The organism is Cobetia sp. 29-18-1, from assembly GCF_029846405.1.
Taxonomy (GTDB): Bacteria; Pseudomonadota; Gammaproteobacteria; order Pseudomonadales; family Halomonadaceae; genus Cobetia; species Cobetia amphilecti.
Genome location: NZ_JARWKS010000010.1, coordinates 75262 through 96636, shown reverse-complemented (window position 1 = coordinate 96636; position 21375 = coordinate 75262). Strand labels below are relative to the sequence as shown.

Annotated in this window: 16 protein-coding genes; 7 read left to right on the top strand and 9 right to left on the bottom strand. The window is 57.9% G+C overall.

The genetic code is table 11. The features are described 5' to 3' along the window. Positions 1-34: 34 nt before the first annotated feature. From QD208_RS09930 to QD208_RS09905, 6 genes are all read left to right on the top strand, one after another. The gene (locus tag QD208_RS09930; RefSeq protein ID WP_192837993.1) at positions 35-799 is read left to right on the top strand and encodes an SDR family oxidoreductase; all 765 of its coding nucleotides are present in this window, start codon (positions 35-37) and stop codon (positions 797-799) included. A 419-nt stretch (positions 800-1218) separates the two neighbouring features. After that, positions 1219-3069: a 3D-(3,5/4)-trihydroxycyclohexane-1,2-dione acylhydrolase (decyclizing) gene (gene iolD / locus QD208_RS09925; protein ID WP_131431787.1), complete on the top strand. Its 1851-nt coding sequence runs from the start codon at positions 1219-1221 to the stop codon at positions 3067-3069. Positions 3070-3168: 99 nt separating this feature from the next. Continuing rightward, complete coding sequence (locus tag QD208_RS09920; RefSeq protein WP_054555846.1) at positions 3169-4371, top strand: Gfo/Idh/MocA family oxidoreductase; 1203 nt, start codon at positions 3169-3171, stop codon at positions 4369-4371. 143 nt (positions 4372-4514) lie between these two features. Further along, on the top strand, positions 4515-5423 hold the full coding sequence (locus QD208_RS09915) for a TIM barrel protein (protein WP_215824247.1): 909 nt from the start codon (positions 4515-4517) through the stop codon (positions 5421-5423). A gap of 164 nt (positions 5424-5587) precedes the next feature. After that, the gene (locus QD208_RS09910) at positions 5588-7093 is read left to right on the top strand and encodes a sugar porter family MFS transporter (protein ID WP_279836707.1); all 1506 of its coding nucleotides are present in this window, start codon (positions 5588-5590) and stop codon (positions 7091-7093) included. Positions 7094-7253: 160 nt separating this feature from the next. Beyond that, the gene (locus QD208_RS09905; RefSeq protein WP_192837996.1) at positions 7254-7649 is read left to right on the top strand and encodes a VOC family protein; all 396 of its coding nucleotides are present in this window, start codon (positions 7254-7256) and stop codon (positions 7647-7649) included. 156 nt (positions 7650-7805) lie between these two features. Here the strand turns inward: QD208_RS09905 and QD208_RS09900 are convergent, their stop codons facing one another. The 9 genes from QD208_RS09900 to QD208_RS09860 all read right to left on the bottom strand — a co-directional run bounded on the left by QD208_RS09900 (position 7806) and on the right by QD208_RS09860 (position 20163). Then, the gene (locus QD208_RS09900) at positions 7806-9275 is read right to left on the bottom strand and encodes a sugar porter family MFS transporter (protein WP_279836706.1); all 1470 of its coding nucleotides are present in this window, start codon (positions 9273-9275) and stop codon (positions 7806-7808) included. 191 nt (positions 9276-9466) lie between these two features. Beyond that, positions 9467-10297 (bottom strand): sugar phosphate isomerase/epimerase family protein, encoded by an 831-nt coding sequence (locus tag QD208_RS09895; RefSeq protein ID WP_215824250.1) that lies wholly within the window; start codon positions 10295-10297, stop codon positions 9467-9469. Between the two features lie 80 nt (positions 10298-10377). Beyond that, positions 10378-11883: a CoA-acylating methylmalonate-semialdehyde dehydrogenase gene (locus tag QD208_RS09890; RefSeq protein ID WP_192837999.1), complete on the bottom strand. Its 1506-nt coding sequence runs from the start codon at positions 11881-11883 to the stop codon at positions 10378-10380. A 198-nt stretch (positions 11884-12081) separates the two neighbouring features. Then, the gene (gene iolE, locus QD208_RS09885) at positions 12082-12987 is read right to left on the bottom strand and encodes a myo-inosose-2 dehydratase (RefSeq protein ID WP_225347892.1); all 906 of its coding nucleotides are present in this window, start codon (positions 12985-12987) and stop codon (positions 12082-12084) included. A gap of 111 nt (positions 12988-13098) precedes the next feature. Beyond that, positions 13099-14976 carry a 3D-(3,5/4)-trihydroxycyclohexane-1,2-dione acylhydrolase (decyclizing) gene (gene iolD / locus QD208_RS09880; RefSeq protein ID WP_215824253.1) on the bottom strand — a complete coding sequence of 626 codons (1878 nt, stop codon included), beginning with the start codon at positions 14974-14976 and terminating at the stop codon, positions 13099-13101. Continuing rightward, a complete protein-coding gene (iolC, locus tag QD208_RS09875; protein WP_215824254.1) occupies positions 14973-16964 on the bottom strand; it encodes a 5-dehydro-2-deoxygluconokinase in 1992 nt (663 codons plus the stop codon). The genes iolD (QD208_RS09880) and iolC overlap by 4 nt, the downstream gene beginning before the upstream one ends. A 117-nt stretch (positions 16965-17081) precedes the next feature. After that, on the bottom strand, positions 17082-17864 hold the full coding sequence (locus QD208_RS09870) for an ATP-binding cassette domain-containing protein (RefSeq protein ID WP_192838264.1): 783 nt from the start codon (positions 17862-17864) through the stop codon (positions 17082-17084). A gap of 110 nt (positions 17865-17974) precedes the next feature. Continuing rightward, the gene (locus QD208_RS09865; protein WP_107335086.1) at positions 17975-19093 is read right to left on the bottom strand and encodes an ABC transporter permease; all 1119 of its coding nucleotides are present in this window, start codon (positions 19091-19093) and stop codon (positions 17975-17977) included. Positions 19094-19170: 77 nt separating this feature from the next. Then, positions 19171-20163: a sugar ABC transporter substrate-binding protein gene (locus QD208_RS09860; protein ID WP_279836704.1), complete on the bottom strand. Its 993-nt coding sequence runs from the start codon at positions 20161-20163 to the stop codon at positions 19171-19173. A gap of 283 nt (positions 20164-20446) precedes the next feature. On the opposite strand from QD208_RS09860, the gene QD208_RS09855 reads away from it, so the two are divergent. Continuing rightward, entirely contained in the window at positions 20447-21334 is an 888-nt protein-coding gene (locus QD208_RS09855; protein WP_215824255.1) for a MurR/RpiR family transcriptional regulator, read from the top strand. The last annotated feature ends 41 nt before the right edge of the window (positions 21335-21375 follow it).

The following is a 21375-nucleotide window of genomic DNA, read 5'->3' as shown; positions in this document are numbered from 1 at the left end:
TGAGCCAGCGATACGCTATCAGAGGAGAGGCAAAATGAATCAGTTCGCACGTTATCCCAGCCTGGAAGGCCGGCATGTCTTCATCAGTGGCGGCGCCAGCGGCATCGGCGCGACCTTGGTAGAGCATTTCTGTGAGCAGCAGGCGCGAGTGAGTTTCATCGATATCGATGATGCCTCAGGCGAGGCCCTGGCGGCGCGTCTGACCGATCAGGGAGGAGAGGTGCATTACCGACATTGCGATGTGACTGACATCCAGCAGCTGCGCACGGTCATCGAGGCTGCAGCAGATGAGTGGGGGCCGATAGGGGCCCTGGTCAACAATGCCGCGCGTGATACCCGGGTACCGCTCACGGAGCTGGATGTCGAGACATGGGATGACCTTCAAGCCACCAATCTTCGCCATGTGGTGTTTGCCTGTCAGGCAGTCTTTGCCGGGATGCAGGCGGCGGGCGGCGGGTCGATCATCAATTTCAGCTCGCCCAGCTTCCTGCGTCGCTCGCGGGACATCTCGGCCTATTCGAGCGCGAAGGCGGCCACCATCGGTCTGACGCGCACCTTGTCGCGTGACATGGGAGATGCGGGGATTCGCGTCAATACCGTGCTGCCGGGGTGGATCATTACCGAGCGTCAGAAGGCGCTGTGGTGGAATCCCGAGCTGGAGAAGCAGGTATTGGAAAATCAGAGCCTGCACCAGCGGGTACAGCCCGAGGATGTGGCTCGGATGGTGTTGTTCCTGGCAGCGGATGACAGTCGCATGATGACGGCCCAGACCTATATCGTGGATGGTGGCCTCGTCTAGCCATGCTGAAGTGGTCATGGCGTTTTCGCAGAGCGTTTTGGGAGGCTGCGTTTTGCATGCATCACTCCCCATGAAGCGCTTTTCGTGCCAGCGCCACTGGCAACGAGATGGCGGCTTTCGCCGGAGTGGTATCGAGTGCTCCTTGGGATGATCAATAGGATAAGGGTGATCGAAGCGACAGTTTTATAGGCTGCTTCAATCATGCCAAGACATCCTTATTGAACTTTGATCCAAGGAAAGCACTTTTTTTGAAAATGAAGGTGAAAACGTTTTCAAGCGCTGCTAGTGTCTTTTCAAACGGCGAAGAATTCAGCGCTGACCATCATTTTCCTACGTCATCATCACTGAGCTTCAGGTGCGGATTTTTCGACCTGAATGCACACAATAAAACAACGCCATATGCTCGTCGGGAGAGAGGAATGAAAACGATAAAATTGACCGTCTCCGAAGCCATCGCCAGATACCTGGCGGCGCAGAAGATTGAACTTGATGGCAGTGTCGAGACCTTGTTCGGTTGCGGGTTCGCCATCTTTGGCCACGGTAACGTGACCTGTCTGGGGCAGCAGCTGCACAACATCCAGGACACTATCCCGATCTGGCGCGGCCAGAATGAGCAGTCCATGGCGGTTGCCGCCGTTGCCTACGCCAAGGCCAACAAGCGCCAGCGCATCGGGATCGCCAGCACCTCCATCGGGCCGGGTGCCACCAACATGATCACGGCTGCGGGTATTGCGCACACCAACCGCCTTCCGTTGCTGATGTTCGCCGGCGATGCCCATGTCTCACGCCTGCCAGACCCGGTGCTGCAGCAGGTCGAGCATGCCCATCAACCAGGCCTGAGCGTCAATGATGCCTTCAAGCCCGTCACTCGCTATTGGGATCGCATCACTCATCCCGCACAGATCATGCAGTCCTTGCCGACAGCGATCGCGACGCTGACGGATCCCGCCAATTGCGGGCCGGTCATGATTTCATTGCCACAGGATATTCAGGGCGTTGCCTATGACTATCCAGAGGCGCTCTTCGAAGAATGCATCCATCATATTCGTCGTCCGGAAGCCGATACGCGTGCTGTACAGGATGCCATTTCCCTGCTGGAAAAGGCGGAGAAGCCGCTGATCATCGCTGGCGGTGGCGTTCATTATTCCGAAGCCAATCAGTTGCTGGCCGACTTTGCACAACGTCGTAATATTCCGGTGGTCGAGACGATTGCGGGCCGTTCTTCGCTGCTGCAATCCCACCCCTGCAATATCGGCCCGATTGGTGTGACTGGCTCGAATTCCGCCAATGCCATGGCGGCACAATGTGATGTGCTGGTGGCCATTGGCACACGCCTGCAGGACTTCACCACCGGATCCTGGTCGGTGTTTCGTAATCCAGCGCTGAAGATCGTGTCAGTCAACGTGGCGCATATGGATGCCATCAAGCATCGCGCCATGGCGGTCATCGGCGATGCTCGCCACACGCTGGAGCGTCTTGATTCCGGGTTGGGTGAATGGCAAGCCGATCAGCGCTGGCTGGAAAAGGGCCAGGCTGAGGTCGCCGAGTGGAAATCCCTGTGCGCCAACCGTGGCGAGATCACGCCCGGCGAGATGGCGTCCTACGCCCAGGTCATTGCCAGCGTCAATGCGGTGCAGGAACCCGGCGATACCGTGCTGACTGCCGCCGGTGGCTTGCCGGCAGAGCTCAACATGAACTGGCAGAGCAAGCAGCTCGGCAAGTTCGATATCGAGTTCGGCTTCTCCTGCATGGGATATGAAGTGGCGGGCGGCTGGGGCGCCAAGATCGCCAATCCCGACAACGAGGTCGTGGTCCTGGTCGGCGATGGCTCCTACATGATGATGAATTCCGACATCTACAGCTCGGTGCTGACGGGCCACAAGATGATCGTGCTGGTGTGTGACAACGCCGGGTTTGCGGTCATCAACAAGCTGCAGAACAACAGTGGCAATCCGTCCTTCAACAACATGCTGGCCGATTGTCGCAGCCAGGCCGATGAGCTGGTACGCGTCGACTTCCTCAAGCATGCCCAGTCGCAAGGTGCCTATGGTGAGCACCTGAGTGACATCAGTGATTTCCGGGCCGCCTACCAGCGCGCCAAGGAGAGCCCGCGGACCTACGTCATCGTGGTGGATATCGATTCCAGCAAGTGGTCTTCCTGTGACTGCTGGTGGGATGTGGGGCTACCCGAAGTCGTCCGCGAGGACGTGGATGAAGCGCAGGTCACCGCCATGAATGCCGGCCGTGTCCATCAGCGTCGCGGGCTCTGATTCTGCGTGAGGCCTGGCGCACACCGCAACGGGCCTCATGAACACGCTTGGAATGACAACGCCAATTACCAGCACCCATGCATTTGCAGGAGAACCCTGATGTTCAATGAAGAACACAATATCGCACCGCTGCGCTGGGCCATGGTCGGTGGTGGCCGTGGCAGTGAAATCGGCCACGCCCATCGTGCTGCTGCCCATCGTGACAACTTGTTCCAGCTGGTCGCCGGTGCCTTCGATCTCGACGCTGAACGCGGGCGTGAATTCGGCACCAACCTGGGACTCGATCCAGAGCGTTGCTACCCGGATTACGCCAGCCTGTTCGAGGCCGAAGCTGCTCGCGAGGACGGCATTCAGGCGGTCAGCATCGCCACGCCCAACAGCACCCACCATGCCATCAGCCTGGCAGCGCTCAAGGCCGGTCTGCATGTGATCTGCGAAAAGCCGGTGACCTTCACGGTTGCCGAGGCCGAGGAGCTCAAGGCCGAAGCACAGGCGCGCGGTCTGGTCTTCGGTGTCATGTATGGCTATAGCGGCTATCAGATGCTGCACCAGGCCCGTGCCATGGTGCAGTCGGGTGAGCTGGGGCAGATCCGCATGGTCAACATGCAATTCGCTCATGGCTTCCATAGCCAGCCGGTCGAACAGGTCAGCAGCGGCGCCAAGTGGCGTACCAGTCCTGCCGTTTCCGGGCCGACTTATGTGCTGGGGGATCTCGGGACGCACATCTTCTATGCCGGCCAGTTCATCACCGGACTCAAGGTCGAACGCCTGATGTGCCACCGCCAGAGTTTCGTGGCCTCGCGTGCGCCGCTGGAAGACAACGCCCAGGTGTTGCTCCAGTACCAGAACGGCGCGGTGGGGTCGCTTTGGGCCAGCGCCGTGAACGCGGGTTCCATGCACCAGCAGAAGATTCGCGTGGTGGGAGAGAAGGCCAGTATCGAGTGGTGGGATGAGTATCCCAACCAGTTGCGTCTGGAAGTGCAGGGCGAGCCTGCCCGCATTCTCGAGCGTGGCATGGGCTATCTCGCCGAAGGCGACAGCGCCGTGAACAGCAATCGCATCGGCGGCGGCCACGCGGAAGGCTTCTTCGAATCCTGGGCCAATGTCTATCACCGCTATGCACTCGCCATGCAGGGCGCCGAAGCGCGCCGTGATGGCAGAAGTACCCAGCATCTCGGTCTGTCAGAGCAGGAGTTGGAGTCGCTCTGGTTCCCCAATATCGACGCCGGTATCGAAGGTGTGCGGTTGCTGGAGTGCTGTGTGGAATCGTCTGACAACGAGAATCGCTGGGTCGCGTTCTGACCTGACTGCCGGCATCTGGAGCGCCTCACTCTGACGCTATCACCGCCATGGATTGGCGGTTGCTGTGAGGTCGCTTCGCCAATGCGCTACTGACGATGGTTATTTCAAAAGACAACGACAACGCCAAAGAGAAGGACATCCTCATGCAAATCAAGCTTTCCAACGCGCCGTGTTCCTGGGGTATCGAGTTTGCCGACAATCCCGCCAACCCCAGCTGGCAGACCGTACTGGATGAGATCGCCGGCGCCGGCTTCAAGGCGACGGAGCTGGGTCCGCTCAACTATCTGCCGACCGAGCAGGCAGCACTGGCGTCCGCGTTGGACAGCCGAGGGCTCGAGCTGATCGCCGGTACCATCTTCAAGCATCTACATGACGCGTCACGTCGTCAGGAAATCCTGGATTACACCCGCGCGACCTGTGAAGTGCTCAAGCCGCAGCAGGGCAACTATATGGTCATCATCGATCACGTCAGCTCGCCGCGCACCGATGAGGCTGGCCAGCAGGAAACCGCGACACGTCTCAATGATGAGCAATGGAACGAGATGATGGTCACTATCCGCCAAGTGGCTGAAATCTGTCAGGAATATGACGTGATGCCGGTGCTTCACCCGCATGCCGGCACCTATATCGAGTATCGTGATGAAGTCGATCGCGCCATGAAAGAGCTGGACTCTGACCTGGTCAAGCTGTGCATCGACACTGGCCATTGCACCTATGCCGGGATCGACCCCGCCGAGCTGATTCGCACCTACGGCGAGCGCGTCGCCTATATCCACTTCAAGGATATTCAGGCGCCGGTGCTGGAAAACGTGGTTAAGGATGGCATCGACTTCTATACCGCCATCGGCCAGGGCGTGTTCTGCCCGCTGGGCCAGGGCTGTGTCGACTTTGATGCGGTTCGCGAGAGTCTGGAATCCATCGGCTATCAAGGCTGGATCACCGTCGAGCAGGACGTGGACCCGACCAAGGACAACAGCGCGCTGGAAAATGCCCGCGAAAGTCGTGAATTCATTGAACGCAGCATTCTTGAAAAGGGCCTGGCGGAAGCCTGATCCGCATGAAGCCCTGTCGTCATCGCGCCAGAAGACGGCAGGGCACGGAAGATACCGCAATGACTTGTCTCGATAGCGTGGTGCGTCAGATGCCACGAGGACTCGAGCCACACCTGCCTCAGCAGTTCTCGTAATACTATAACAATCGATCACGAGAGGTCGTCATGCCCACTTCACACCCCGGTAGCGACACCGCTACCCCCTCAGCATCCACCGATTCCTCCTCACCCGACAATCAAGAAAAGCTGACGCCAGCGCAGCTTGTCTTCCTGATCAAGATCATTCTAGTGGCCGCCCTGGGTGGCCTGCTGTTCGGTTATGACACCGGCGTCATCTCCGGGGCCATCGGGCCCATCGCGCAGTATTTTGATCTGTCCGCCGCCGAGAAGGGCTGGGCAGTCTCATCTGTGGTCATCGGCTGTATCGGTGGCGCACTCATCGCCGGACGGCTGTCCATTGCCTATGGGCGCAAGGCCGTCTTTATGCTGTCAGCGTTGATGTTCACGGCGTCAGCACTGGGATCCGGCCTGGCGAGCACCTTTGATGCCTACATCTGGTGGCGCATTCTCGGCGGGATTGCCGTCGGCATGGCCAGTGTCATGGCACCGATGTATATCTCCGAGATGTCACCCGGGTATATGCGTGGGCGCACCGTCAGTCTGTTCCAGCAATCCGTGGTCTTTGGCCAGATGGTGGTGTTCTTCGTGAACTACTTCATAGCCAAGGGCATGGCGGAAACCTGGATCCTGAATCACGGCTGGCGCTGGATGCTGGGGTCTGAAGCGATCATTTCCATTCTGTTTGCGGTGCTGATTCCTTTCGTGCCGGAATCTCCACGTTGGTTGGTGCTGAAAGGGCGCCTGGACGATGCCCGCCGAGTCCTGGCGCGCTTCTATCATGGCGACGCCATTGAACGCACGCTGGGCGAGATCCAGAAATCCTTCCAGCACAATGAGAGCAAGCGTCACGCGTCGCTGCGTACCAAGGGGATGCTGGGGCTGGTGGCCATCGGGATCTTCATCGCTGCTGCTCAGCAACTGACCGGCATCAATGTGGTGATGTACTACGCCCCGGATGTGTTGTCCGCCGTCACTTCCAGCAATGAAGATGCCCTGTTCCAGACCTCCATCATGGGGGTGACCTTCGTCGCCGGTAACCTGCTGGGCATGCTGTTGATCGACAAGGTCGGGCGTCGTCCGCTGTTGATTGCGGGGAGCCTGGGCAGCATTGTTGGCATGACCTTCCTGGGTGTCGTGATCGGCAATGGCGAACCGGGCATCAGTGCCTTGATCGCCCTGATCGTCTATGTCGTCTCGTTTGCCATCTCCTGGGGGTGTGTCTGCTGGACACTGGTCTCCGAGATATTCCCCAATGCCATTCGCGCACGAGCCATGTCACTGGCCGTGGCGGCGCAGTGGCTACTGGGCTTCATCGTCACTCAGACCTTCCCGATGATGCGCCAGAGCGACTTCCTCAATGAACTGGTCGGTGGTGGATTCAGCTTCTGGCTCTACGCTGTCCTGACCTTCCTCAGCTTGATGATCGTGCTGCGCTACGTGCCGGAAACCAAGGGCAAGACCCTGGAAGAGCTCGAGAACATCACCGGTAGTCGTCTCAGCAAGCGTCGCCGTCGTCTTGCTCGTCAGGGCTTGCCGCTGACCGCTGAGTAAGCCAGGAGCGCTCTGGACTGTTCATCAAGCCGTCGTTATCTACTCCCGCTGGCAATCTTCACGTGCTGGCGGGAGCATGTCTTGCACCGGGCATTATCGTTCTGCCCCGATACCGATGGCATGATCAAAGGACACCAAGCCACAGCCAGAGGACACATGGATGAAGCATAACGTCGCGCGGTATGGCCTGATATTGAATACAGAACGGTTCGAGGAGTGTGTCGCTTTCTATCAAGGTCTTTTCGAACTGCCGCTGATGTTCAGCAAGGAAGATGGCAGTTTCAGGCTGACCTGCCTGTCTTATGGGGCGGGCTATCTGATGATCGAGCAGGGTGGGAAAGCCATTGAAGGCGGCAAGACACCAGAACAAGGTAGCGCCAAGCTACGCTTCAATGTCAGGGATATCGATCAGGCATTGGCAGATGTCAAAGCCTGGGGTATCGACGCCGAAATTGAAGAAACACCATGGGGCAGGACCATACATCTGCATGATCCCGACGGTAACCGGGTGGGGATTCGGGATGAGTCCGGGTTCGAGTTACAGGTCTCGAAATGAGAGCCTAACCCATTTGCACGATATCTTCTGAGAAGGCGAATCGTGTTCGCGTGTTTCTGGCCTCAAACACTTGCCCCTTGCGAGCCATCGCAAAATGATGGCAGGCAAGGGGCAGGTGTTACGACAAGTCAGTCTTGCGATGGCGAGGGTAGAGTATCAACTGCTGGCATTGGCGCTTGCGAGCTCCCGGCGGCGCTTACTTAGACGTGTACCAGTAATATCTTCCAATTCTTCCAGCGTCTTGCCTTTGGTCTCGGGCACATAGCGCATCACGATCAGCATGCTGAGCAAAATCAAGACGGCATATAGCCAGAAACTGAAGCCAGTGCCGAAGGCCGAGTTGAGGAACTCACTCTGACGTAGCATGGGGAAGGATTGGGTGACCACAAACCCCATGAACCATTGAGCCGCCAGAGCGATGGCCATTGCACGGCCGCGGATGGCATTGGGGAAGATTTCTGACAGTAGCGTCCAGCATACGCAGCCCCAAGAGACAGCAAAGGAAACGACATAGACAATAAGCGCCAGTAGTGCGCCGTAGCCAATGGCATCGCGCGAAATGATCAGCCCTAGTGCGCACATACCAATCATGCTGCCAATGCTTCCCGCTATCAGCAGCGGACGGCGGCCGACCTTATCGATGAGTAGCATGCCCAGCAAATTCCCGCCCACGAAGGTCACACCCATGATGGAGGTTTGTAACAGCGCATCTTCACTGCTTGAAGTTACGGTGGAGAGGACTTCCGGCGCGTAATACATCACGACGTTGATTCCTGTCAGCTGCTGGGCGCAGGCCAAGAATGAGCCCAGCACCACTAAACCAAGCAGGCCACGCTCTTTGAGGCTGATGCGATTCTCCAGGGTGGCGTCACGATAGGAAGAGACAATTTCTTTCAGCGTGCTCTCGACACGAGTGGCAGGGGTAAATTTGGCCAACACTCCGCGTGCTTGCTCGTGTCGTCCACGGAGGACCAACCAGCGAGGTGATTCGGGAATGAACATCAACAGAATGGCAAACAACAGGGCGGGCAAGGCTTCTGATCCCAGCATCCAGCGCCAGCCATGCTCAATGATCCAGGCCTCTGCCATGCCCTTGGCAATGAAGTAATTCACGAAGAAAACGACCATCTGACCAAAGACGATCGATTGCTGGAAAAGGCTGACAGTGCGGCCTCGCAGGTGGCCTGGTGACATTTCTGATATGTACATCGGGGCGACGACACTTGCCAGGCCGACGGCCATACCACCGATGACTCGCCAGATACTGTAAACGGTGAAGTCCGTAGCTGTCGCTGAGCCAATGGCAGACAGGAAAAAGAGGATGGCAGCAATCAGGAAGGCCATACGCCTTCCGAATCGAATAGAGACCCAGCCTGCACAGATGGCGCCGCCGATACAGCCGATAACCACAGACGATACGGCCCAACCTTTCTCTGCTGGTGCTAATTGGAAGTAATCCGTGATGGGACCGATAGCACCTGAGATGACGCCGGTGTCATACCCGAATAGCAGTCCCCCTAGGGTTGCAATCAGCGTGATACGAATCAGATAGCCCAGTTGTCCTTTGGTCAGCCCCTGATGTTCGGAGCCGGTCTTGTGATGTGTCGATCCTGACGTGACTGGCATGCATGTCCTCCAGCGTCATGCTTGTGCAAGACGCGGTTGGCCAGGGTTCCGGCGGGTTGGCGTGGCCGGTCCTGATATTGTTCTGTTCTGAGGATGGACGTCTTGACGTTCTTGGCCCATGCGGGCCTATCCATCCTGACAAGACCGGAGCCAGCCATAAGGCTGACTCCGATATAGTGGGCACTATGAAGTTAGATTGCGGTAGCGGGGGCGAATTGCTCGCGGAGCGCTGTAACGCTCAGTGACAACTGATGTTCAAGCTTGGTGAGGTAGTCGCCCTCTTTGACAGGAGTGAAGGGGTCAGGGCCCATAGCTGGCGCCTCGATGATAATCGGCCCTGGATAACCCATTTTAGCCAGTTGTTCGAATTGTGGCTGCAGGGCGCTGTGGCCTTGGCCAATTCCGCCTCGATTGGAATCTGCGACGTGGTAAAGGCCGAGCTGCTGGCCGGTCTGCGCCAGTGCCTTCACAGGGTCGGCTTCCTCGATGTTCATGTGATAAGCGTCCAGCAACACTTTCAGCTGATCGCTGCCGACATCCTTGATCAGTTGGCGGCATTGCTCCCCAGTATTGATCAGGTGAGATTCGTAGCGGTTGAGCACTTCGAAAACCAAAGGTACCTGCCGCTCTGCAGCATAGGCACAGATTGGCCTGAGGAATTCAACGAGATAGCCGTATTCAGTGGCATGATCGCTACCTGCGGAGGGGCGGATGCGTCCCACCAACCCATGGAGTGATACTCGAGCACCGCCAATTGCATGCGCAAAATCAATAAGATCTCGGTAATACTTATCAGCGGCTTCCCGATCTGATGCATCCGGAGATGCCGGATCACAGTCACCCGGCGTCAGGGAAAAGACTTGCAGGTTGTGCTTCTGGCACAAGCCCAGTACATACTCGGGAGTAAAGCTTTCCAAGTCTCCGTGCAGCTCGACACCGTCAAACCCCAAGCGCGAGACGCGCTCAAAGGTATTTTCCAGAGAGATCGGGCCGAAAGTCCAAGTGCAGACACCTAGTTTCATGAATGACTCCATTGATCGCTATTGTTGTTGAAGGAAGTGAGTGCCCCCTGCCAGGATTAGATGTATGGCAGGGGGAGACATCAAAGTGTTGGCATCGTGAAGTGGCTTGTCTGCTCGCTTCTGAGTCCATCCGGCCAGCGAGTCGTTACGGCCTTCATGCGGGTATAGAAACGCACACCATCCGGGCCGTGCATGTGAAGCGGACCAAAGAGTGAGCGCTTCCAGCCGCCAAAGCTATGGAATGCCATCGGCACAGGGATGGGGACGTTTACGCCGACCATGCCGACCTGAATACGGGTGGTGTATTGGCGGGCAGCATCACCGTCGCGAGTGAAGATGGCCGTGCCATTGCCATACTCGTGGGCATTGATGAGGGAAATCGCCTCGTCGAGTGATTCCTGGCGAACCAGACACAAAACCGGCCCGAAAATTTCTTCGGCATAGATGCGCATATCTGGGCGCACATGATCAAAGAGGGTAGCGCCCACGAAATAGCCGTTCTCGTGCCCGGGAACCTTGATGTCACGGCCATCCACGACCAGCTCCGCACCTTGCTCGACACCGCTGTCGATGAACTCGATGACCTTGTCGGCATGCACGCGCGAGATCAGCGGTCCCATGTCATTTTCTTGCCCCTCGACTTCGCCGGGGCCAACTCGCAGGGTGGCCATCCGCTCGAGGATCTTGTCACGCAGTCGCTGAGCGGTTTGCTCACCGATCGGTACTGCTACGGAGATCGCCATGCAGCGCTCACCAGCACTGCCATACGCCGCTCCCATCAGAGCGTCTGCGGCCTGATCCAGATCGGCATCCGGCATCACGACCATATGATTCTTCGCCCCCCCCAGGGCCTGAACACGCTTGCCATGTGCAGAAGCTGTGGAATAGATGTATTCGGCGATCGGGGTGGAACCGACAAAGGAAACGGCCTCGACGCGCTCATCGGTCAGCAGGACATCGACGGCTTCCTTGTCCCCATTGACGACGTTGAATACGCCCGGCGGCAGTCCGGCTTCTGTCAGCAGTTCTGCCATGCGCAGCGGAGCAGAGGGATCTTTCTCCGAAGGCTTCATGATGAAGGTATTGCCGGTTGCCAGGGCAATGGGGAACATCCACATCGGTACCATGGCCGGGAAGTTGAACGGGGCGATGCCTGCGCAGACACCTAGCGGTTGCATCAGAGAGTGGCTGTCTACGCCGGTACCGACGTTAAGAGAGTGTTCACCTTTTTGAAGGTGAGGCATGCCACAGGCGAATTCGACGACTTCCATGCCGCGAGTCACCTCACCGAGCGCATCCGAATGCACTTTGCCGTGCTCACGCGAAATCAGTGTGGCGAGTTCGTCGCTATGCTTTTCCAGCAGTGCCTTGAAGCGGAACAGGATGCGTGAGCGCTTGAGGGCTGAGGTGTTGGACCAGCCGGGGAAGGCGGCGCTGGCGGCAGCAATGGCGGAGCGGGTTTCCTCGGCACTGGCCAGTGACACACTTGCGGACTGCTCGCCCGTGGCCGGGTTGTAGACTGGTGCATTACGACCGCTGTCGCCGGGTTGCGTTTGACCATTGATGAAGTGATGTAACTGTTGCATGAACGTGTCCTCGTGGAGAGTGGTATTGGCGCTGACTCAAGCGAAGTGATCTGAGTCGTGCGGGCTGTCTATGCAGCCTAGTGGCCTAGAGCCGGCTCCCTCCGTGCGCAGAGGAATAAGAACCGTTCTATTTGTTGAGCGCGGTTGCCACATCATCCCGGCCCAAATATTTCGGATAACTTTGAAATGGCAGATGAATCAGGCGTTGATCAGCTCTGCCTCGCGTGCGAGATGAGCCAGATTGTCGTGACCGAGCGTTGCGTAGGTCAGCGGGTCGGCGACGGCAGGGTCTTGCTCGGCCTCTACAACCAGCCAGCGATCATCGTGCTGACCATATCCCTGACGCTTCAGCTCGGTGAAAAGCGCGGCAAAGTCAACACCGCCGTCTCCCGGCACGGTGAAAACGCCATCCAGTACGGCATCCAGGAAGGACTTGTCACGGTTGATCGCGTTGTCCATCAGTGCCATACGGATGTCCTTGCAGTGGACGTGGGTAATGCGTTTGCCATGCTTGCGTGCCACAGCGACGGGATCGCCACCGGCATAGGTCAGGTGACCGGCATCCAGCAACAGCTTCACGTGTTGTGTGGAGGCCATCAAACGGTCCACATCGGCTTCACTCTCGATGACGGTGCCCATGTGATGGTGATAAGCCATTTCCACGCCTTGAGACGCCATCTCTTTTGCGACAGCATCCAGGCCGGTTGTTAAACGCTCCCAATCGGCATCATTCATGACGGGGCGGCGTGAGACAGGAGTGTCTTGATCCCCATGTACACAGCGGCTGACTTCGCAATACACCATGACAGTAGCGCCACACGTCTTGAGCAGCTGAAGATGATCATTCAGGGCTTCCAGCTCTTCCTCGACGCTACGCTCCAGCAGGCGGCTTGAGTACCAGCCAGATACCAACGCCAGATCGTGAGCATTGAGTACCTGAGACAGGGCGTCGGGGGTGCGCGGGAATTTGTTTCCTAGCTCGAAACCAGCAAAACCTGCCTGGCGGCCTTCGCTGAGACATACCTCCAGCGGTGTGTCGGCACCGAGGCTCGGTAGATCATCATTGGTCCAGGTCAGCGGGTTGATGCCTAGGCGAATGCTCATGGCGGTATCCTTCTTCGAGATATTGAGTGTGCAAGGAGGCACCGTGGCCTCCGAGGGCATGGCGTAGACTCAGGGCCGGAGAGGCTGGCTGCACCCGACCCTGTGGATGTTTTAGTGAGCTTGTTGCTGTTTTTGCGTCACATAGCCCTGGTAGGCGTCACGGACCTCAGTACGTTCGCTGACCTCGGGAATGGCGACCTCCCACCAGTGCCCGCCTTCCTGGGTGGAGGGCAACGGATCAGTGTCTAGCGCGATGACGTAGGTTGTCTCTGAGGCCCGGGCACGCTCGAGGGCGGCTTCCAGTTCGCCAATCCCTGTGACCTGTTCGGCCTGACAGCCCAGCGCACGAGCGTGTGCCGCAAAATCCACCTTGGGAGCGCCTTCCGGAACGGTGCGACAGTCCTTGAGCAGATTGTTGAAACCGGCACCGCCAGTCGCGTGTTGTAGGCGATTGATGCAGCCGTAGCCTCGGTTATCGAGCACGACGACGGTCAATTTGTGGCCCAGCATCACTGAGGTGGCCAGCTCGGAGTTAAGCATCAGGTAACTACCGTCTCCCACTACGACGGTCACATCACGCGATGGGTGAGCCATCTTGACGCCCATCCCGCCGGCCAGTTCATAGCCCATGCATGAGAAGCCATATTCCACGTGATAACTGCCGGGGACAGTGGCTGCCCATAGCTTGTGAAGCTCACCTGGTAAGCCGCCGGCGGCACAGACCACGGTGGTGTCTTCTGTCGCTTGACGATTTACGGCACCGAGTACCTGAGCATCGGTTGGCAGCGAGAGTGCCTGGTCAGCCATCACGCTTTCCCTGACCGCTTCCCATTCCTGCTTGAGCCCAGATTGGCGTTGCACCCAGCTATCTGGTGCAGCCCAGTCGGCTAGCCCCGTCGTTAAAGCTTCTATTCCGCGCAGTGCGTCGCACTGCAGCTGCTGTGCGCCATGCTTGACGGCATCGAAGCGACCGACATTGAGGCTGATGAGTGTTTGATCGGCGGCTTCAAAGAGCGTGCGAGAGCCGCTGGTAAAGTCTTGGAGTCGTGAACCGATGGCCAGAATGACATCTGCTTCACGTGCCAGCTGATTGGCGCTGGCCGCGCCCGTCACCCCAATCGCGCCCATATTGCGAGCGTGGCTCCAAGGCAGGGCACCTTTGCCTGCCTGTGTTTCGACCACGGGGATACCGTGCTGCTCGGCAAAGGTGGATAGAGCATCGCACGCCTCGCTGTAGTGCACGCCACCGCCTGCAATCAAAAGTGGGCGCTTGGCTGAGCGGAGCGTGTCTAACGCCATCACAAGCTCTTCCTGGGCGACAGGAGCACGGCGGATACGATGGAGCTGGCGGTCGAAGAAATCGGTAGGCCAGTCGTATGCTAGCGTCTGGACGTCCTGTGGCAGACACAGGGTGGCAGGGCCGCAGTCCACGGGATCCAACAGCGTCGCCAATGCTTGGGGAAGGCTGGTCAGCAACTGTTCCGGCCGTGTGATGCGATCAAAGAAGCGCGAAACAGGTCGGAAGCAATCATTGACGCTCAGGCCGGGGTCGTTGAAATGTTCGACCTGTTGAAGCACCGGATCTGGTGCGCGGCTGGCGAAGGTGTCACCGGGCAAGAACAGCACCGGTAATCGGTTGACATGGGCAAGCCCGGCAGAGGTCACCATGTTGGTGGCACCAGGTCCGATGGACGAGGTGCACGCCATGATTCGGCGACGGTTGTTCGCCTTGGCATAGGCGATGGCAGCATTGGCCATGCCTTGTTCGTTATGAGCACGATAGGTGGGGAACGCATCACTTGCAGCGTGCAAGGCCTCGCCAAGGCCTGCCACATTGCCGTGGCCGAAGATGGCAAAGCAGCCACCGAACAAGGGGACTTCCTGTCCGTTTTGCTCGATATATTGCGCACTCAGGTATCGCACCAATGCCTGAGCGACTGTCAGGCGCACGGTACCCGGCGCTGCCGCTGAGTGAGAAACAGAGCTCATTGCAGGACTCCTTCTGCGAGCGTGGTGGCAGGACTGGCATCCTCTGCGTTGCAATAGGCATCACGCAGTTTCTGCCAATGGGTAATCAATTCGAGATAGTTGTCAGCGGCCTGTCGGGTCAGGGTCGCGTCATCGATAGTGCCCGAAAGCCAAGCTTGGCTGGGGGCGGTGAATAATGTACGGCCGACGGTGAACCCTTTGCAGATCGGGAAACGTGCTGCCTGTTCGAATCCACGCTTTACGTCTTCGATGGGGGCATCCAGTCCCAGAAGTACGACACCGTGACACCAGCTATCGCGTGTACTGATGATTTGATTTACCTTTTCCCAGCCCTGGGCTGTAAGAGCCGGAAGTTTCCACCAATCGGGACGAATGCCGAGGTTGTAGAGACGCTCCAGACTGCGCGGAATGGTGGTCTCATCGCAGGTGGGGGCGTCTGCCTGACGTGGCGGAATCACTTCAATCAGCAGTTCATGTCCGGAAATGCAGCAAGCGTCATACAGCTGGCGCAAGCGGGCTTCCTGGTCAAGGCGCAGTGTGGCTTCGTCATCGGGGTGGTAGAACACCAGGCACTTCACGATGTGGTGGCGCGGCCAGCGTCTCAGCTGGCTACCGATGTCATCGCCATGCTGGAAGCGAAGTGGGCGTGAGCTGGGGAGCTCGACCGGGCGGCCGACCCACCATTCCAGTTCAGCGGTGTCATTGAGTGCATCCTGGCCCAAGACATCATCACAGAGGATCGCCGGCCGTGTGATGCCGGCCTGCTGTGCCGCTGTGCGGGTGGCTTGTACCAGTAACTGCTTCAAGCGAGGCAGGCGATCGGGGTTACCTTCGACATCGCGTGCCATGTCCAGGAATTGACGGCGATGATCGAATGCCAGTCCCAGCACGCTGTCCCAGTGCGCTACACGACGGGTGGTGACGCGATGCAAGTGGGTTAGATGATCATCAAGATCCGGGCGAGGCACGGACTCGCGGCGGCTCAGATAATCGAACAGTTCCGCTTCTGTGGGCATGGCTGGTGCACACCCGTGACGGGACACCACCAAGGCGCCGCACGCGTTGGCGTAATGGCCGCAAGTTTCCCAACTTTCATCGCGCAGGTAGCCACGCAGGAAACCGCTCATGAAAGCATCGCCGGCACCGAGTACATTCATGACCTCGACCTTGACGCCCTCGACCAGAATGCCGTCTTCAAGTTGTTGCGGGATCTCTTCTTCGAAGATGACGCAGCCACGCGCCCCTATCTTGCACACGAGCACTGCCTCGCTATGACGGCGAACTTCACGCAGCGCTTCTAGCGTGTCGGTACTGTTGCCGGCAATGTGAAACTCTTCTTCCGTGCCGACGATCAGGTCAAAGTCGCCAAGCCAACGTGCCATGTGCTGGCTTACGCTTTCATCCGCGACGAACCGAGTCTCGCCATCGCCAATGCTGGTCAGCCCCCAGAGTACTGGCCGGTAGTCGATGTCCAAGACACGCTTTACACCAGCGTTTCGTGCAGCATCCAGTGCCTTGCGAGCAGCGCGCTGCGTACGCGGTGTAGAGAGATGAGTGCCGGTGATGGCTAAGGCACGTGCTCGGGAGATAAATGCCGGATCGACATCATCTTCATCAATGGCCATGTCAGCACAGTCGTTACGAACAAAGAGTAGGGGGAACTGGTCTTTGTCCTTGATGCCGAGGAGCACTAGGCCCGTCAGGCGTTCAGGATCGCGGATTAAGTGGCTGACATCACAACCGGCCGAGGTGAGCTCTTCGCGCAGAAATTCCCCCATCTGCTCGTTGCCAACTCGAGCTAGCATCGAGGATTTGAGTCCAAGGCGTGCCGTACCATACGCCATATTGCCGGAGCTCCCGCCCAGGTATTTCTTGAAGCTGGTGGCGTCCTCGAGACGCGCACCGATCTGTTCAGCGTAGAGGTCAACGGCGACGCGGCCGAGGCAAATGACATCCAGATCCGGTGAGTGAGGAGAGTGGCGCGTCATGGGCATATCCCTTAATGGGCCGGTGTTACCCGGCATTGACAATAATCGATGTAGATCGAGGTATCGGGGGGAGCCCCGTAGTGCTTATTGATGATCTACGTGTACGCCTGCTCGCGGTCAGGCAACAGAGGCGGAATCCGTCCGTTGGAACTCCGCCAACTCTGCATCCAGGCTGGCCATTTCCTCGCCACCGGCCATCATGTTGAGCACTTCCTCACGAGTGATGTCCTCTTTGCGCCAGCTTCCTAATGAGGTGCCGCGCTTGAGCAGAGTAAAGGCATCACCGATGGGGTAGGCGTGATGGACGTTATGCGTGATGAAGATGACGCCGAGCCCTCGGTTGCGCGCCTGAGCGATATAGCGCAGTACCTTCGATGCCTGCTTGACACCTAGTGCTGACGTTGGCTCATCCAGAATGAGCACCTTGGCACCGAAGTAGACAGCGCGTGCGATTGCGACACACTGGCGTTCGCCGCCTGACAGCGTGCCGACTGGTTGAGACGGGTCACGCACATCGATCCCGATCTTGGCCATCTCTTCACGTGCCACCCGATCTGCAAACTCCCAGTCCACATATTTGAAAGGACCGAACCCCTTGGTGGGCTCACGGCCCATGAAGAAATTACGGGTGATCGACATCAAGGGAATCATTGCGAGGTCCTGGAAGACCGTTGCGATGCCGGCATCGAGTGCCTGGCCGGGGGACGTGAAATTGGCAGGATTCCCCTCCAGCAGCAGTTCACCGTGAGTCGGGGCATGCACTCCTGATAACGTCTTGATGAGGGTCGACTTGCCGGCGCCGTTATCGCCGAGCAGGCACATGACCTCGCCTGCGTAGACTTTCAATGAAATATTGGAAAGGGCGACTACGTTGCCGAAGTGCTTGTCGACAGCCTGCATCTCGATAAGAGGAGTGCGGGTGTCAGCGGCTTTCGGAGTATCACCTCTGGCGCGATCGGCGGCGGTCGTAGTCTGTTCCGGCGTCTGTTGCAGGTTGGCGTTAGTAGTCATTACTTAGCCTCCAGAGCTTTCTTGCGCACGTAATTGTTGAACAGTACTGCGATCAGGAGCATGGCGCCGAGGAAGACCTTGAACCAGTCAGTGTTAACGCCGGTGTAGAAGATGCCCATCTGTACCGTGCCGAAGATAAGCGCACCGAATACGGCACCCACGGCAGAGCCATAGCCGCCTGTCAGCAGAGCTCCGCCGATCACGACGGCGATGATGGCTTCCAGTTCCTTGAGCAGACCGCGAGTCGTGTCGGCTGAACCGGTATCCATGACTTGCAGGCAGGCAAAGATGGTGGCGGCGACAGCGGTAAAGATGAACAGCAGGATCTTGACCTTCATTACAGGGACGCCGACGTTGCGTGCAGCATTCACATCACCGCCGCAGGCGAATATCCAGTTGCCGAAGCGGGTGTAAAGCAGCAGCCAGGTCGCGGCAGCGGCCAGTACAATCCACCAGACGATAGAGACCGGGACACCAGTGACACTTGGATTTCCCGCGAAGTTGGTGGCAATCCAGCCTTGGGCTGCCATCCAGCTGAAGAGGCCAGTAAATACCTCGCCGGAGAAAAACGGTGCCAACCAGTCATGATCGGCAATCTCTTGCAGACCGCTGACTTGGGTGCGTCCAGTCGTCAAGCGGGTCAGGCCGATGGCCAGGCCGCGCAGGATGAACAGAAAGCCCAGTGTGACGATGAAGGAGGGCAGGCCTGTCCGCATCACCAGATAGCCGTTAATCCAGCCAATCAGGACGGCACAAGCAAAGGCGAAAGTAATGGCCAGCCAGAGGGGCCAGCCGTATTGCACGGCAGGGATGGCAATCAAGATGCCGGCAAAGCCGATCATGGAGCCGAGAGAAAGGTCGAATTCACCGCCGATCATTAGCAGCGACGCCGCGATCGCGAGAATGCCTAGCTGCGCAGAGACTTCCAGGAAGTTGAGGATGCCCGCCAAGCTGAACATGCCTGTCCCCGAAGCGGCGACAGAGAAGAAGGCAAATACCAGGATGGTGCCGGCAATGGCGCCAAATTCAGGACGTTTCAGCGCGGCCTTGAGGGGATGAACGCGGCGCAGCCGTTCGTCATCAGCGGCCGGAACGGCACTGACAGTGTGATCAGTCATGATGCTCTCTCCTGGCGCCCTCACTGAGAGGACGCCATGTCATGGAAATGAAAGTTTTGCCAAATTGAGCTTTTCGCTTAGCGAATGCCTTGCTCTGAAAGCTCGATGACCTGACCTGCATTTTCGGCGGTAACAAACCCGGGGCCTGTGGCGACATCGCCAGCCGGCATCAGACCGTGTATGTGGTACTGATGCATGAAGACCACCGGCAGATAGCCCTGCAGGTACTGTTGTTGATCAATGGCAAAGTTCATTTCACCCGACTGAATCGCGGCAAGAATATCGGGGGAGAGGTCGAAGGTGCCGAGCTGAAATTTTTGAGTAGCGCCGGCTTCTTGCATGGCTTTGAGCATTGGCTCAGAGCCGAGAGGCCCCAGGGCGAGGATGGCGTCCACTTCGCTATGCTGATTGAGGTAAGCCACGAGAGAGTTTTTGATTTCGGTGGGATCGGTGCTGGTGGCTAGCTCGCTGGCGCTACCGTCAAACCCTTTGATGAAGCCCGCACACCGTGCATCTAGGCCTACGTTGCCTTGTTCCTGATTGATGCAGAGCCCGTGCTTGGCGCCGCTCTCGACCATGCGTTCTGCTGCACCGCGCCCTGCTTCATATTCACTTTGACCAATGTGAAGGCGTGCGCCAATCTCCTTGGACTTATCGCCACCAGAATTGATGGTGATGACCGGGATCTGCTGCTCCACAGCGTTCTTGATGCCTTTGCCCAATGCATCGGCGTCTGTCAGGGAAATGATAAGGCCATCTGGCTGTGAAGCCACAGCAGCATCCAGTAGTTGGGCCATCTTTGCCATGTCAAAGGTAGAAGGTGCGCGGTACTCGACTTTGACACCAAGCTCTTCAGCCGCATCGTCAGCGCCGCGCTTGACGACAGACCAGAAGGGGTCGGAGTTCTGGCCATGAGTGATCATGACGTAGCGCTCGGTGTCGGCTGCCCAGGCGGCATTGGCCACAGAGACTGCTAACAAGGCTGTCGTGAGACTGGCTATCGCACGACGCAGGCGTGGCATCCTTCTGTGAGAGTTCGGAGAGGTGGCGAGAGGCTCGACTTTGTACATGGTTGGCTCCTGACGTTCTTTGGTTATTGTCTTTGTCAGTGAGGAAGAGCGGACTGGCGCTGCTCTCTTCCAGTATGCGAGTGCCCGGTGGTCTGGAACATGGCGTATTCCATCGCGACCGGTAGTTGGAATGTAGATTCCACTCGGATGGAATGCAACCGGAATATTCATTTTATTTTGATCTTGGAATTTTCATTCCATGCGCCTAGACTCCTCCCTATCGCCTACCGGGGGATCGCCAAGATCTCAGCGCCCAGTCAGGTAGGCACAGCGAGGAGTATTTATGCCAGATCCCACTTCCTTGCAGCGCGCCGCGCGTCAGCTGCAGACTTTTGAAGCCCTAGAGGCGCATATAGGCGAGCAATATCCCGAGCTCTCCAAGCGCTTGCAGCAGAGTGCTCGCTTTCTTCTGGATCATCCCCAGGAAGTGGCATTCGGCACGGTAGCCGCACTGGCTGACAAAGCTGGGGTGACACCCTCCACCATGATCCGCTTTGCGAATGCGCTGGGATTCTCTGGCTTTTCGGAGATGCAGAAGCTGTTCCGCTCACGCTTGGTTGAGGCAGAGCCCGATTACAACGAACGCATTCGTGTGGCTCGTGAGGTCACTGGGACGAGCCCAAGCGTCAACGAGCTACTGATGAATTTCGCCGAGGCCAATCTGCAAGCTTTGGCTCAGTTGCCTCATCGCGTGCCGACGCAAGATATCGAGCGAGCGCTGGACCTCATGCAGGCCGCGGAGGCCATTCATCTGTTGGGTGCTCGCCGTAGCTTCGTGGTCTCAAGTTACCTGGCCTATTCGCTGCGTCACGTGGCCAAGCGTGCGTTTCTCATGGATGGGATGGGGGCGATGTATCGCGAGCAGGCCGAGGCAGTGTCTGAACGGGACTGTCTATTGGTGACCAGCTTTGCCCCCTATGCCGAGGAGGTACAAAACGCCGTCAGGTCGGTCAGGGAGCGAGGGGTCCCCATCATATTGATTACGGATTCCTCGTTGAGCCCTCTGACTCGCCAAGCGGATGTGGCATTGGTCGTCAATGAGGCGGAAGTACAGGGATTCAGAGGATTGACCTCCACGTTATGTCTGGCACAAGTGCTGGCAATCGGGCTGGGGGTTCGCAATGAAGCCAATATGGCAACAGATAGTCAGAAATTGCAGATAGAAAACTGATGTTTCAATAACCAGCGGGTTCTCTTGGCAAGTCAACACAG

What these genes read in the sequence shown, in the direction of transcription:
- QD208_RS09930 (WP_192837993.1), top strand. Translation starts at nt 35, where the DNA reads ATGAATCAGTTCGCACGTTATCCCAGCCTGGAAGGCCGGCATGTCTTC.
- iolD (WP_131431787.1), top strand. Translation starts at nt 1,219, where the DNA reads ATGAAAACGATAAAATTGACCGTCTCCGAAGCCATCGCCAGATACCTG.
- QD208_RS09920 (WP_054555846.1), top strand. Translation starts at nt 3,169, where the DNA reads ATGTTCAATGAAGAACACAATATCGCACCGCTGCGCTGGGCCATGGTC.
- QD208_RS09915 (WP_215824247.1), top strand. Translation starts at nt 4,515, where the DNA reads ATGCAAATCAAGCTTTCCAACGCGCCGTGTTCCTGGGGTATCGAGTTT.
- QD208_RS09910 (WP_279836707.1), top strand. Translation starts at nt 5,588, where the DNA reads ATGCCCACTTCACACCCCGGTAGCGACACCGCTACCCCCTCAGCATCC.
- QD208_RS09905 (WP_192837996.1), top strand. Translation starts at nt 7,254, where the DNA reads ATGAAGCATAACGTCGCGCGGTATGGCCTGATATTGAATACAGAACGG.
- QD208_RS09900 (WP_279836706.1), bottom strand. Translation starts at nt 9,275, where the DNA reads ATGCCAGTCACGTCAGGATCGACACATCACAAGACCGGCTCCGAACAT.
- QD208_RS09895 (WP_215824250.1), bottom strand. Translation starts at nt 10,297, where the DNA reads ATGAAACTAGGTGTCTGCACTTGGACTTTCGGCCCGATCTCTCTGGAA.
- QD208_RS09890 (WP_192837999.1), bottom strand. Translation starts at nt 11,883, where the DNA reads ATGCAACAGTTACATCACTTCATCAATGGTCAAACGCAACCCGGCGAC.
- iolE (WP_225347892.1), bottom strand. Translation starts at nt 12,987, where the DNA reads ATGAGCATTCGCCTAGGCATCAACCCGCTGACCTGGACCAATGATGAT.
- iolD (WP_215824253.1), bottom strand. Translation starts at nt 14,976, where the DNA reads ATGAGCTCTGTTTCTCACTCAGCGGCAGCGCCGGGTACCGTGCGCCTG.
- iolC (WP_215824254.1), bottom strand. Translation starts at nt 16,964, where the DNA reads ATGACGCGCCACTCTCCTCACTCACCGGATCTGGATGTCATTTGCCTC.
- QD208_RS09870 (WP_192838264.1), bottom strand. Translation starts at nt 17,864, where the DNA reads ATGCAGGCTGTCGACAAGCACTTCGGCAACGTAGTCGCCCTTTCCAAT.
- QD208_RS09865 (WP_107335086.1), bottom strand. Translation starts at nt 19,093, where the DNA reads ATGACTGATCACACTGTCAGTGCCGTTCCGGCCGCTGATGACGAACGG.
- QD208_RS09860 (WP_279836704.1), bottom strand. Translation starts at nt 20,163, where the DNA reads ATGTACAAAGTCGAGCCTCTCGCCACCTCTCCGAACTCTCACAGAAGG.
- QD208_RS09855 (WP_215824255.1), top strand. Translation starts at nt 20,447, where the DNA reads ATGCCAGATCCCACTTCCTTGCAGCGCGCCGCGCGTCAGCTGCAGACT.